The sequence below is a fragment of the Salmonella sp. NW884 genome (assembly GCF_051700745.1).
GTDB lineage: Bacteria > Pseudomonadota > Gammaproteobacteria > Enterobacterales > Enterobacteriaceae > Salmonella > Salmonella enterica.
This window is the reverse complement of record NZ_JAMMDE010000004.1, coordinates 1-12,761: the sequence shown is the minus strand read 5'-3', so window position 1 is coordinate 12,761 and position 12,761 is coordinate 1. Positions and strand designations below refer to the sequence as shown.

Here is a 12,761-nt window from a genome sequence, read left to right as displayed (position 1 = left end):
GCCTTCTTTTTCTGGTGTGATAGATTCCTCTCGCATTTATGGGAATGCGCAGCAAGTTATTCTTATTTTTTCTTTTTTTGAAAAGTAATCAGCGAAATGAAAAGGCAGAGAAACGTCAATTTGTTGTTGATGTTGGTGTTACTGGTGGCCGTAGGGCAGATGGCGCAAACCATTTATATTCCCGCCATCGCCGATATGGCACAAGCGCTAAACGTCCGGGAGGGCGCCGTCCAGAGCGTAATGGCTGCTTACCTCCTGACCTACGGCGTCTCGCAACTGTTTTACGGCCCGCTTTCCGACCGGGTTGGGCGCCGCCCCGTAATCCTCGTCGGCATGTCTATTTTTATGGTAGCGACCCTGTTCGCCATGACCACGCATAGTTTGACGGTGTTGATTGCCGCCAGCGCCATGCAAGGGATGGGAACCGGCGTTGGCGGAGTAATGGCGAGAACGCTCCCGCGCGATCTGTATGAAGGAACGCAACTTCGTCACGCCAATAGCCTGTTAAATATGGGGATTCTGGTCAGCCCGCTGTTAGCGCCGCTGATTGGCGGCCTGCTGGATACCCTGTGGAACTGGCGCGCGTGTTACGCTTTCCTGCTGGTGCTTTGCGCTGGCGTCACCTTCAGCATGGCGCGCTGGATGCCGGAAACCCGCCCCGCCGGCGCGCCGCGCACACGGCTGATCGCCAGCTATAAAACGCTGTTTGGCAACGGCGCATTTAACTGTTACCTGCTGATGCTAATCGGCGGGCTGGCTGGCATTGCGGTCTTTGAAGCCTGTTCCGGCGTGCTGATGGGGGCAGTATTAGGTCTCAGCAGTATGGTGGTAAGCATTCTGTTTATTCTGCCGATTCCGGCGGCGTTCTTCGGCGCCTGGTTTGCCGGACGCCCGAATAAACGCTTCTCAACCCTGATGTGGCAGTCAGTTATCTGCTGTCTGCTGGCAGGCCTTATGATGTGGATTCCCGGCTGGTTTGGCGTGATGAACGTCTGGACGCTACTCATCCCCGCGGCGCTGTTTTTCTTCGGCGCCGGGATGTTATTTCCACTGGCCACCAGCGGCGCGATGGAGCCGTTTCCGTTCCTCGCAGGCACCGCTGGCGCGCTGGTCGGCGGGCTGCAAAATATTGGTTCCGGCGTACTGGCGTGGCTTTCGGCAATGCTGCCGCAAACCGGTCAGGGCAGTCTGGGATTGCTGATGACCCTTATGGGATTGCTGATCCTGGCGTGCTGGCTGCCGCTGGCGTCACGGATATCGCATCAGGGACAGACGGTTTAACATTCCCCTCGCCCGGCTTTTTGCCGGGCGTTTCACATTCCGGCGCGATCATCGCATTGAGCAGGGACTCCTGCGCCGGACGCCACGCTCCTTCTTCGCCGTCATAAAACTGTGTGTCCGCGTTTATCGCATACGGAATATGCGCTTTTTTCAGCTCGCAGGCCATAAAACGGGCAAACGCGAACTGTGAAGCGATCGGCGTCATTTTTATCGACTCTCCCGGCGCCCATCCGCCCACCCAGCTTGCATGGCCGGTCTTATGCTGCCAGCGAACCGCAGCGTTAATCCGTGCCCGAATCGCCGCTTTTTCCGCCGCCGTGCCTGACGTCCACGGATATTTACCGCCGCTTTTCAGGGGGCCCCACGGGAAGATGTGCCACTCCGCCAGTACATAGTTCTGGCTTTGCGCCGGCAGTTTAAGCGCCGACAAATCCTCCGGCGCGGCGCGCATGCGGGGGGCAACGAAAATCATACGCTGTGGATCAATGGCGTGAATCAGGCGGATGGTTTTGTCATATACGCGATTCAGCGACGCCATATTATGATTAAGTTTGTCGGCAGGCTCATAAATGAGATCGAACCCCAGAAGCGGGGATGTCTGACCAAAATAGCGCGCGACCACGCTCCACCAGTTGATCAGCTCCTTTTCATGGCTGGCGCTGGGATCGGTTTTATACGCATCCGCCTGATAGGCAATAATGGGTATGACGCCATAGTATTCGCAGGCCTCTACCAGCTTACGCAAATGGATGAGGCGCGCTTCCGTCGGCGCGCCTGCCACACGAATACGGACATGCGTTAACCCTTTTGCCTTAAAATCCCGCACGACCAGCGGATCAAACTCGCGGATACCCCGTTCCGTTCGCGCCCAGTCAACATCCATCCCAACGCCAAGCTGCTGCGCATAGCGCGCCGCCGTCAAAGGCATCGGTTTCGCATAGACGACCGCGCTGGTCAGCATGAGAGAGGCAATAAGCGGTTTAAACACGACGCCCCCTAAAATTTTTACCACGGTGATAGCACGTATTTAGCATATTCACTCCCGGCAGGTGTAGCGACAAAGCGTAATAAATCTTCACACCTGTTCCTGCAACCAGCGAATAAATGCCTCGATTTTCGGCCACTGCCTGCCAGGCAGAGTGGTGACATAATAATGCTGATGACATTTCAGCCTCATGTCACCAAAAGGCGCAATCAGTTCACCGCTGTCGAGACGCTTTTGCACCAGCCGTTTACGCCCCATCGCCACGCCAATGTGGTTCATCGCGGCAATCACCGCTAAATCAGAACGATCGAAGCCAATGCCGGATGAATCCGGCAAATTTACTGCAAAATGCTGCGCCCAACTGTGCCACTCATCGGTGCCCGAATCGTTACTCCACGCCTGTCTGTCGTGTAAGAGCGTACAGTGCCGCAGGTTATTCAGGTTGTCCTGCAAGGCGAAACGATGGGCGTAATCCGGGCTGCAAACGGGCAAAATTGCCTCATCCATTAAAAAATGGTGCGTGAGCTGCGCCGACGGCGCATCGTCAAAATAGATAGCCAGGTCAATGCCGGCACGCTGTAGGTTAACGTTATCGTTGCCGGTCAGCATAGTGAGAGAAATTGACGGATAGCGACGGGTAAAGTCCCCCAGCGCGGGCACCAGCCAGCACTGGGCGATAGAGGGACGGGAATACACGGTCAACGTGCCGGACAGTTCCTGATTTTTGATATCGAGGATTTCCTGATTCAACGTATCCAGCGACGATTTCAACGCCCAGAATACCCGTTTGCCTTCATGGGTAAGCTCCACTTTACGGTGAGAGCGGACAAATAGCTGGATTCCCAACTCGGCTTCCAGTTGATTGATACGATGGCTTACCGCACTTGGGCTTAACGACAGCTCATCTGCCGCCAGAGCAAAGGACTGGTGTCTGGCCGCGACTTCAAAAGTATAGAGTTTGGATAACTGCCAACCGTTGAGTAAGCGGTTTCGGGTATCGCGAAGGGGTTCCATGGCAACCTCAGTCATCTTTTAATTTCCCGAAGTGTAAAAAAACACGCTGAAAAAATCCGCACATAGATGAAGCAAAATGAACCATATCGCAAAATAAAGGCAATATTAGATGGAAATCACATAGTTGATTCAATTTACATCATGTGAATGGCAAATTATATCGTTTGTCAGGGTGTGCTGTTTTTCTGTCCAATAAGAACAGATTAATCACAGGGTAGGTGAGATATGCACGCTCAAATCTGGGTAGTGAGCACGCTGCTGATCAGCATCGTGTTAATCGTATTGACCATCGTGAAGTTTAAATTCCACCCCTTCCTGGCGTTACTGCTCGCCAGTTTCTTTGTCGGCGCGATGATGGGCATGGGGCCGCTGGAGATGGTCACGGCGATAGAAAACGGAATAGGCGGTACGCTCGGTTTTCTGGCCGCCGTTATCGGTCTTGGCACCATCCTCGGCAAAATGATGGAGGTTTCCGGCGCGGCGGAACGCATCGGGCTTACGCTCCAGCGCTGCCGCTGGCTCTCTGCTGACGTGATCATGGTACTGGTGGGGCTGATTTGCGGTATCACGTTGTTCGTGGAAGTGGGCGTCGTGTTGCTCATCCCACTGGCGTTTTCTATCGCTAAAAAAACCCATACCTCGCTGCTGAAGCTGGCCATTCCGCTGTGTACCGCGCTGATGGCCGTCCATTGCGTGGTACCGCCGCATCCGGCTGCGCTGTTTGTCGCAAATAAACTGGGGGCGGATATCGGCTCGGTGATTGTCTACGGTCTGCTGGTCGGACTGATGGCATCATTGGTCGGCGGTCCGCTGTTCTTAAAGTTTCTGGGTAATCGTCTGCCGTTCAAGCCCGTACCGACAGAGTTTGCGGATCTTGAAGTGCGCGCCGAAAACACCCTGCCGTCGCTGGGCGCAACACTGTTTACCGTTCTGCTGCCGATTGGCCTGATGCTGGTGAAAACCGTCGCTGAACTGAATATGGCGAAAGACGGCACGTTGTATACGCTGCTGGAGTTTATCGGTAATCCGATCACCGCGATGTTTATCGCTGTCTTTGTGGCGTATTACATACTCGGTCTGCGCCAGCATATGGGTATGAGCGCGCTACTTACCCACACCGAAAACGGCTTTGGCGCCATTGCGAACATCCTGCTGATTATCGGCGCGGGCGGCGCGTTCAACGCCATTCTCAAAAGTAGCGGGCTGGCGGACACGCTGGCGGTGATCCTCTCAAATATGCATATGCACCCGATTCTGCTGGCATGGTTGGTAGCGCTGATTCTGCACGCGGCGGTCGGCTCTGCGACGGTGGCGATGATGGGCGCCACCGCGATTGTTGCGCCAATGCTGCCGCTCTATCCTGACGTCAGCCCGGAGATCATCGCTATTGCCATCGGTTCCGGCGCCATTGGCTGCACGATCGTGACCGATTCCCTGTTCTGGCTGGTCAAGCAGTATTGCGGCGCTACGCTGAATGAAACGTTTAAATACTATACGACGGCCACGTTTATCGCATCTGTCGTTGCACTGGCTGGCACATTCCTGCTTTCCTTTATCATCTGATCGTAAAGAGACGTACTATGGAAAACATACAAAAGCTCATCGCCCGGTATCCTTTGGTCGAGGATCTGGTCGCCCTCAAAGAAACCACCTGGTTTAACCCGGGCGCCACCTCTCTTGCACAAGGTCTACCGTATGTCGGCCTGACGGAGCAGGACGTAAACGCCGCCCATGACCGTCTGGCGCGCTTTGCGCCGTATCTGGCGAAAGCGTTTCCGCAAACCGCTGCCGCTGGCGGCATGATCGAATCTGACGTGGTCGCTATTCCGGCCATGCAAAAGCGGCTGGAAAAAGAGTATGGGCAAACGATCGACGGTGAAATGCTGTTAAAAAAAGACAGTCACCTGGCAATCTCTGGTTCCATTAAAGCGCGCGGCGGCATCTACGAGGTGCTAACGCACGCGGAAAAACTGGCGCTGGAGGCGGGTCTGTTAACCACCGACGATGACTATAGCGTGTTGCTTTCGCCGGAATTTAAACAATTCTTCAGCCAGTACAGTATCGCCGTCGGTTCAACCGGCAATCTGGGGCTATCGATCGGTATCATGAGCGCCTGCATCGGTTTTAAAGTGACGGTACATATGTCTGCCGACGCCCGCGCCTGGAAAAAAGCGAAGCTGCGTAGCCACGGCGTGACGGTCGTAGAATACGAAGATGATTACGGCGTGGCGGTTGAGCAGGGCCGTAAAGCAGCGCAATCCGATCCAAACTGTTTCTTTATCGATGATGAAAACTCCCGCACGCTATTTCTGGGCTATGCGGTAGCGGGTCAGCGTCTGAAAGCGCAATTCGCTCAACAGGGACGCGTCGTTGACGCCAGTCACCCACTGTTTGTTTATCTGCCGTGCGGCGTTGGCGGCGGCCCTGGCGGCGTCGCCTTTGGCCTGAAACTGGCGTTTGGCGACAACGTCCACTGTTTCTTTGCCGAACCGACCCATTCACCCTGCATGTTACTCGGCGTTTATACCGGTCTGCACGATGCCATCTCAGTACAAGATATCGGTATTGATAACCTGACGGCGGCTGACGGCCTGGCGGTAGGTCGCGCTTCGGGCTTTGTTGGGCGGGCAATGGAGCGTCTGCTTGACGGCCTCTATACCTTAGACGATCAAACAATGTACGACATGCTGGGCTGGCTGGCGCAGGAGGAAGGAATTCGACTGGAGCCATCAGCTCTGGCGGGGATGGCCGGGCCACAGCGCATTTGCGCCGCCGCCGCGTATCAGCAAAGGCATGGATTCAGTCAGACGCAGCTCGGCAACGCGACGCATCTGGTATGGGCAACCGGGGGCGGCATGGTGCCGGAAGATGAAATGGAACAATACCTGGCGAAAGGACGCTAATACTCGCTCAGTGCCGGAAAGACGGCAACGCCATCCGGCACGCCATCGCCTGATGGCGCTACGCTTATCAGGCCTGTGACGTTAACGCAGCATCGCCATCAACTCCTCCGGCGAGCGATGCTGCTTCAGTAAATCCCGCATCACCCGCATATGCGGCGAGGAGTAGTTAAAAAAGGTCTGGTAGCCCTCGCAAAGCTGATTTTTCCCCTGGCTATCCCGATGCTCAGGGCATCCGCCGCCGCAAAATCGTAATAAAGAACACTTCTGACATTCAGCGCTTAGCGGCGCCTTGTCCGGCGCTTCAGCGCCATTCCTGCCGCCGCACCACTGCTGTAGCGTCTCATCAAAAAGGCGAACCGAGATACGCTGAATATCTTCACGTACCCAAATATCAAATACGCTATTTAAAAACCGCCCCCAGTCTGCTGAACACAATGAATCCTCGGTCAACATTCCGTTCCGGTCATGTTCCAACAATGGGATAAAATGGACATTGCGAATGCCGAGCCGTTGTAAGTTACGGTACAGTTGCTGAGGGCGCTGGCTATTCTGGCGATTTACGACGACCTGAATCTGGTCATCACTCACGACAATGTCCTGACGTCCTGTCATATAAAATTCCCGATAAATGCAATAAGTTGGCGAATATGGGTAACAGCAAACAGGATTGCGAGCGACAACACCGCGAGGGAGATCAAAAATTTGTCACGCACGACATGAGTTTCGGAAAAATCGCTATGCGCGACATCCATCAAATTACGACTCAGGGTATAACGCCAAAGAATCACCGCCACTATCGCCAGAACGCTGATTGACACCCAGAACAAGAACCCCGCCTGATGCCAGTGGTGCCTGACGGCTAACGCCATTAACGCCCCGTATCCCAGCAGCGTGCGAAACCAGGCCAGCGAGGTACGTTCCGGTTGCAGTCCCGGATCGTTCTGCCGACGGGCTTTACGACTATCCGGCATACAGTACCAGCCCCATCACTATCACCGCGACAATCATCAAAATAATGCTGATGATCAACAGGCTATGGGTATAGGGCAAATCCTCTTTCAGACGCATCGCTTTTTCATTACGCAGCCAGCGTAGATAGCCATAAATCGCCAGGCCGCCCGCAAACAGACACAACAGTAGCGCCAGCAGTTCACGGATCACCGGCGTGGCAAAATCCGGAGCGAGCTGGTCAAGACCGACGCCTGCCGCCAGAAATCCCAGCGAGGTGCGGATCCACGCCAGAAAGGTACGCTCATTTGCCAGTGAGAAGCGATAATCCGGCGCTTCTCCGAGGCGGGAAATCTTCATGACGACTCCTTTTACGTTATTATGTATTCCCGTTTGTTTTCAGAATACCACTCACGTTGTTGCTGATATGCTTCACATTATCCCGCAGCAAGGGAATCTTATTGCAAAATAACTGTAGTTCACTGGTGATGCGTTTTGGCGCAACCACGCTCATTGCCGCTATTTTTCATTTCCGTTGCGACCTTTTTCAACGCCACCGCCAGGAAAGGCATTATTGCCGAATTAAAAGCTGAAAAACTACCCGTCGCGACGAAAAAAAAGGCGAAGAAGATTGATAACTAACTGAAAAAATTGGAATTATGCTCATTGCCATTACGCTGATTAGCGCGTTCATTGAGGAAAGAGATAAGAAGAAGAGCAGAAGTGTGACCGGTGCGGCGCACGTTATCCAGCCTGGATTTAACACAGTGCGTAGGCTGGATAAACAACGCGCCATCAGGCGCTAACCCATTCCCCAAAAAATCACCGCCAGCAGTTGTGGCGTGATAATACGCAGGAACATCACTAACGGATAGACGGTCGCGTAAGAGAGCGCCGCCGCGCCGCTGGTGGCATGAAGATTGTTGGCAAATGCCAGCGCTGGCGGATCGGTCATCGAACCGGCCAGCATCCCGCACAGCGTCAGGTAGTTCATTTTGGCAAAAATTCGCGCCAGCAAACCGACGGTAATCAGCGGAATAGCGGTGATGAAAATACCGTAGCCAATCCAGCTTAATCCTTCGCCCTGCGTCAGCGTATCGACAAAATCGCCGCCGGATTTCAGCCCAACGACCGCCAAAAACAAAACGATGCCTAATTCACGCAGCGCGAGGTTGGCGCTCGGCGGCATAAACCAGTACAGCTTACCGATGCTGCCGATACGCCCCAAAATTAGCGCCATGATCAGCGGCCCGCCAGCCAGCCCCAGTTTTAGCGCGACCGGGAATCCCGGCACAAACAACGGGATTGACCCAAGCAGAACCCCTAATCCGATGCCGATAAACACCGGCAGCATCTGCACCTGCTGGAGTTTTTGCTGCGCGTTGCCGACCACATTGGCTACCGCATCAATCGAGGCAGGACGCCCCACCAGATTGAGAATGTCGCCAAACTGCAGGCTAGCGTCGCTGCTGGCGACCAGCTCAACGCCCGCGCGGTTAAGACGGGAGATAACCACGTCATAACGCTCTTTAAAGTGCAAATCGCGGATACGTTTGCCGAGCACTTTTTCGTTGGTGACGACCACACGCTCGACGCGTAAATCCGTGCCGCGCGTCGACAACGAGGTGTCCACTTCCTTACCGATCACCAGTTGCGCGTTATGCAGGTCGGTAGGTTGGCCGACGAGGTGCAGCAGGTCGCCTGCCTGGATAATCGTCCCCGGCGACGGCACCATCAGCGTGTCGTCGCGTTTCAGGCGTGAGCAAATGATTTTATCGCTGTTCAGGATCGGCACATCCTGGATAGCCATATTATTGAGGTTCGGATTCTCGACACGGATATTCATTGTTTGAATTAATGAATGACCGTTAGCGAGAGAGGATTCGTGCTTCTGCGCTTCCGCCTCGACGTTAACGCGAAAAATCAGCCGCATCAGCCACATGGTGAGCAAAATACCGCAGATGCCAAACGGATACGCCATCGCATAGCTCATCCCCATCTGATCTACCAGATCCACTGGCGTTCCCAGATCGCGCAGGATTTGCTGACCCGCCCCTAACGCAGGCGTATTGGTGACTGCGCCGGAAAAAATCCCCAGCACCACCGGCAGCGGAATAGCGAAAATTTTATGCAGAATCGCGGTGACCAACCCGCCCATAATCACAATCAGAACGGCAAACAGATTCAGACGTAGCCCGGAGACGCGCAGCGAGGCGAAAAACCCCGGCCCCACCTGTATGCCGATGGTATAAACAAAAAGGATCAGGCCGAACTCCTGGATAAAGTGCAGCATATCGCCGCTCAGCGTCACCCCAGCCTGATCGACGAAGTGGCCGACGATAATACCGCCGAACAACACACCACCAATACCAAAGCCGACACCGCGCACTTTAATGTTGCCGATCCATAAACCGACAACCGCCACCAACGCCAGAACGCTGACCGTCAATGCGATATCACTCATCTTTTCTTCCCTGTGAGTAACATTTCAATTTATAGGGATTATGACTGAACCGTTAAGGCATATATACAGCATGGCGCACATTCTCATGTTACAAAACCGCCCAGACGTCCTGACTTCGGCAGCGTCTTACCCTTTTTCGTGGCACAAAAAAGCCCCGCCATCTCTGGCGGGGCAAGGCAAGGAGCTTATTAGCTATTTAATGCGGAGCGTTCGTTAATGGCGATACGCTGCGGCGCAATGGTTTCCGGCTCGTTGCGGGTTAAATCAATATGCAGCAGGCCGTTGGTAAACGTCGCGCCGGAAACTTCCATATTCTCAGCCAGCGTAAAGCTCAGGCTAAAAGGCTGCATGACCAGGCCCTGATGTAACCATTTGGGCTCGTTTTCCGGCTGTTCCGGCGTGCCTTTCACCGTCAGGCGCGTGCCTTCCAGTTGAATATCCAGATCTTCCTGACGGAAACCGGCTAACGCTAAGGTAATGCGATAATGGTTATCGTCGCTTTTTTCGATGTTATAGGGCGGGAAGCTCTGGCTTTCGCCGCTGTTTTGCAGCGCATTGGCCAGCTTGTCAAAACCGATCCATTGACGCAGCAGTGGGGATAAATCGTAGTTACGCATAATCATTTCTCCTTCTAAGAAGCGAGTTTTACCTTCACACTTTACGTGCGAATATGCTCCCTGACGGCGAGCATGGGATGACAGGCCGCGCAACGCGACCCGACGGAATCAGTTAATTTCGATACGGCGCGGTTTGTTCGCTTCCGGAATCACGCGCTCCAGTTCGATATACAGCAGCCCGTTGACCAGGTTTGCGCCACGAACGTGAATGTTCTCCGCTAACTGGAACTTACGCTCAAAGTTACGCTCGGCAATGCCCTGATACAGGTAAGTACGTTCTTTCTGCTCGTCCGCATGAGCGCCTTTTACCACCAGTAAATTATCCTGGGCAGTAATCTCCAGTTCGCTTTCCGCGAAACCGGCAACGGCAATGGCGATGCGGTAGTGGTTTTCGTCTACCAGCTCAACGTTGTACGGAGGGTAGCCGCCATTACTTTGGCTTTGGTTATTTTCAAGCAGGTTAAACAGACGATCAAAACCAATGGCAGAACGGTACAGCGGGGATAAATCAAAGTTACGCATAATCATAAACTCCTGAAATCAGCGAGAATGTCAGACCTTCCATCATGGACAGGCCAGGATTGCCAGAACACCCATCAGGCGTGCCCTTCTATTCACTACGTCTTATAAATGGGTCTGAATACGTACTTTTCAAGTATTTTAATCCGACTTTTTTTTGCAGTTTATTGGCTATTGCATAGACTGGTTGGGACAGCACTGATTGTTAAAGTGCGATTACCGCCACAGTGCCACGTACTGGTGATGTTATTTTTAGCAACGGATCGCTATAACTCATCATGCAAATAACGACAACCAACAGATGAATGAGTGATGATAAAAAACGTGTGGTTAACGCTGATAATATGGAATGGGATGCTTTTATTAGGCGGTTGTTCAAGCGTCATGTCGCACACCGGCGGTAAAGAGGGTACTTATCCTGGCACGCGCGCCAGCGCTACGATGATCGGTAACGATGAGACAAACTGGGGCACCAAATCGTTGGCCATCCTGGATATGCCGTTTACCGCCGTGATGGATACGATCCTTCTGCCGTGGGACATCTTCCGCAAAGACAGTTCGGTAAGATCGCGCGTCGAGAAAAGCGAGGAGGAGACGAAAATGACCAATGCCGTCATCCCCCCGGCGAAGATGCCTCCTCCCTGATTTATCGCCCGGTTTCCGTCACCCATAGCTGACGGAACCCTTTCACCTCTTCCATCCATGCGACGTGTCGCCCATCCGGTGAAAAAACGACGGCGTCCGCAGACGGCGGGTTGTCGTGCCTGGCGGTTAAGAAGTCGATCCTCCCACTTTGTGCGTCGCAGCAGGCAATCCGATTTTCCAGCACCAGTCCCAGCCATTTACCCGACGGATGCCAGTTAAACGCTGACTGTACGCCGGTCGCATGATGCGTTAACTGCCGGGGCTCGCCTCCCTGCGGCGATATCAGCCACAGTTGCGCTACGCCGTTATCGTCCCGCATCAAAAAGGCGATCGCCGTCGCCTGCGGATTACTGCGGACCCAGTGGCGTGGTTCGTTAGTGAGCCCAGGGTAAACACGCTGGTGAGTAAAGGTAAGACGCCGCTGAACTACGCCCAACGGCGGCGATGGCATCGTTGATTCGGTTCCCGTCAGCGGCGTGTCGCCTGCCTGTTTCCAGCCGTTTTCATGACACGGTAAATCGACAATAAACAGCTCCGGGACTTTTTTGCCCGTCAGCGACAGCGTATCGCCAATAAAGGCAATCTGGCGGTTGCCCACCCAGCCCTCTTCATAGGCGCGGTTAATGTCATCGCTGCCAGGTCTCGGCGCAGGCGTCGTGCGGCTAACCAGTACGCACCAGTGGCTACCGCTGTATTCGCGCGGATGCTGAACCGGCACCGTAACCGGCCCATACGGCGCGGCCACGCCGACATTGCGCAGATCCAGCGCCGGATCTCGCTCATGCAGAACGTGGTCATTATAGGTAAAACTCACCAGCTCGCCGTTCGGGCTAAACACATGGACGTGACTGCCGCCGCGCAGCGCGCCGGGAGTATACGGCGCAGTAATATCCATCGCATCGAGGTTAGTCACACCCTCCGACGTTGCAATAACGCCCCGACGGTGGTGGAAATCGTAATGCCACGTCTCATCAGGGTTTTCAGGGCCATGAATAAACACATAGTGATTGTCGGCAGGATGCACCGTCACCACACCGACATGCGCGCCCTGCACGGCGCGATAAATCACCTCCACGTCGCCGGTATGCACATTGACACGCTCAATAGTCTTGCCCGTAAATGACGCGCCTGAAGGCCGCACATCAAAGACCAGCCACTGGCTGTCAGGTGTCCAGGTATTGGTGTTGGTAAGCTGGTGATGGCGCGGCGTAAAGGTGATTTGTTTCATGGGATGTCCTGATAAGAGACGATGCTCGTCATCATACTGCACACGGGCTTCACTTTCAGGCTTTAGCGTATCGTTGGGATAGCCAGGCCCGATGGCGCCACGCCACCGGGCCGTCAGGGTCTTATTTCTCCTGCGCCAGCCGGATACTGCGCTCTAT

14 protein-coding genes and 1 other annotated feature are annotated in these 12,761 nt (G+C 54.2%); of the genes, 5 read left to right on the top strand and 9 right to left on the bottom strand.

Translation table 11 applies throughout. The features are described 5' to 3' along the window. Positions 1 to 96: 96 nt before the first annotated feature. The gene (emrD, locus tag NA197_RS10695) at positions 97 to 1,281 is read left to right on the top strand and encodes a multidrug efflux MFS transporter EmrD (RefSeq protein WP_000828737.1); all 1,185 of its coding nucleotides are present in this window, start codon (positions 97 to 99) and stop codon (positions 1,279 to 1,281) included. Here emrD and NA197_RS10690 read toward each other — a convergent pair. Further along, positions 1,208 to 2,293, bottom strand: a complete 1,086-nt coding sequence (locus tag NA197_RS10690; RefSeq protein ID WP_000238923.1) for a cellulase family glycosylhydrolase — start codon at positions 2,291 to 2,293, stop codon at positions 1,208 to 1,210. The two genes, emrD and NA197_RS10690, sit on opposite strands and share 74 nt — an antisense overlap. 63 nt (positions 2,294 to 2,356) lie before the next feature. Beyond that, positions 2,357 to 3,280 carry a DNA-binding transcriptional regulator DsdC gene (gene dsdC, locus NA197_RS10685; protein ID WP_001522218.1) on the bottom strand — a complete coding sequence of 308 codons (924 nt, stop codon included), beginning with the start codon at positions 3,278 to 3,280 and terminating at the stop codon, positions 2,357 to 2,359. A 225-nt stretch (positions 3,281 to 3,505) separates the two neighbouring features. Here dsdC and dsdX point away from each other — a divergent pair, with 225 nt between their 5' ends. Both dsdX and dsdA read left to right on the top strand, forming a co-directional pair. Continuing rightward, the gene (dsdX, locus tag NA197_RS10680) at positions 3,506 to 4,843 is read left to right on the top strand and encodes a D-serine transporter DsdX (protein WP_000543317.1); all 1,338 of its coding nucleotides are present in this window, start codon (positions 3,506 to 3,508) and stop codon (positions 4,841 to 4,843) included. Between the two features lie 17 nt (positions 4,844 to 4,860). Further along, positions 4,861 to 6,183, top strand: a complete 1,323-nt coding sequence (dsdA, locus tag NA197_RS10675) for a D-serine ammonia-lyase (protein WP_000427986.1) — start codon at positions 4,861 to 4,863, stop codon at positions 6,181 to 6,183. A gap of 81 nt (positions 6,184 to 6,264) precedes the next feature. On the opposite strand, the gene NA197_RS10670 is transcribed toward dsdA, so the two are convergent. The 3 genes from NA197_RS10670 to NA197_RS10660 are packed head-to-tail and all read right to left on the bottom strand — an operon-like array spanning position 6,265 to position 7,491. Beyond that, positions 6,265 to 6,795, bottom strand: a complete 531-nt coding sequence (locus NA197_RS10670) for a radical SAM protein (protein ID WP_000147830.1) — start codon at positions 6,793 to 6,795, stop codon at positions 6,265 to 6,267. Then, entirely contained in the window at positions 6,792 to 7,154 is a 363-nt protein-coding gene (locus NA197_RS10665; protein ID WP_001113454.1) for a DUF202 domain-containing protein, read from the bottom strand. The genes NA197_RS10670 and NA197_RS10665 overlap by 4 nt, the downstream gene beginning before the upstream one ends. After that, positions 7,144 to 7,491 carry a YidH family protein gene (locus tag NA197_RS10660; RefSeq protein WP_000703963.1) on the bottom strand — a complete coding sequence of 116 codons (348 nt, stop codon included), beginning with the start codon at positions 7,489 to 7,491 and terminating at the stop codon, positions 7,144 to 7,146. Before NA197_RS10660 ends, NA197_RS10665 begins: the two co-directional genes overlap by 11 nt. A gap of 135 nt (positions 7,492 to 7,626) precedes the next feature. Between NA197_RS10660 and NA197_RS10655 the strand changes: the two genes are divergently transcribed. Further along, entirely contained in the window at positions 7,627 to 7,773 is a 147-nt protein-coding gene (locus tag NA197_RS10655; protein WP_000068501.1) for a hypothetical protein, read from the top strand. A gap of 160 nt (positions 7,774 to 7,933) precedes the next feature. Here the strand turns inward: NA197_RS10655 and NA197_RS10650 are convergent, their stop codons facing one another. The 3 genes from NA197_RS10650 to ibpA all read right to left on the bottom strand — a co-directional run bounded on the left by NA197_RS10650 (position 7,934) and on the right by ibpA (position 10,734). Beyond that, positions 7,934 to 9,595, bottom strand: coding sequence for a putative transporter (locus tag NA197_RS10650; protein ID WP_001279787.1), 1,662 nt, complete (start codon positions 9,593 to 9,595; stop codon positions 7,934 to 7,936). 188 nt (positions 9,596 to 9,783) lie between these two features. Next, positions 9,784 to 10,212: a small heat shock chaperone IbpB gene (ibpB, locus tag NA197_RS10645; protein ID WP_001246919.1), complete on the bottom strand. Its 429-nt coding sequence runs from the start codon at positions 10,210 to 10,212 to the stop codon at positions 9,784 to 9,786. Between the two features lie 108 nt (positions 10,213 to 10,320). Next, positions 10,321 to 10,734: a small heat shock chaperone IbpA gene (gene ibpA / locus NA197_RS10640; RefSeq protein ID WP_001532742.1), complete on the bottom strand. Its 414-nt coding sequence runs from the start codon at positions 10,732 to 10,734 to the stop codon at positions 10,321 to 10,323. Next, positions 10,728 to 10,801: a sequence feature (ROSE (Repression Of Heat Shock gene Expression) occurs in the 5'-region of heat shock genes and acts as an RNA thermometer to modulate expression.), on the bottom strand. It overlaps the preceding gene by 7 nt. A gap of 242 nt (positions 10,802 to 11,043) precedes the next feature. Here ibpA and NA197_RS10635 point away from each other — a divergent pair. Beyond that, entirely contained in the window at positions 11,044 to 11,376 is a 333-nt protein-coding gene (locus NA197_RS10635; protein ID WP_001675643.1) for a YceK/YidQ family lipoprotein, read from the top strand. Between the two features lies 1 nt (position 11,377). Here NA197_RS10635 and NA197_RS10630 read toward each other — a convergent pair whose 3' ends face one another. Continuing rightward, a complete protein-coding gene (locus NA197_RS10630; RefSeq protein ID WP_000809950.1) occupies positions 11,378 to 12,604 on the bottom strand; it encodes a DUF3748 domain-containing protein in 1,227 nt (408 codons plus the stop codon). Between the last annotated feature and the right edge of the window lie 157 nt (positions 12,605 to 12,761).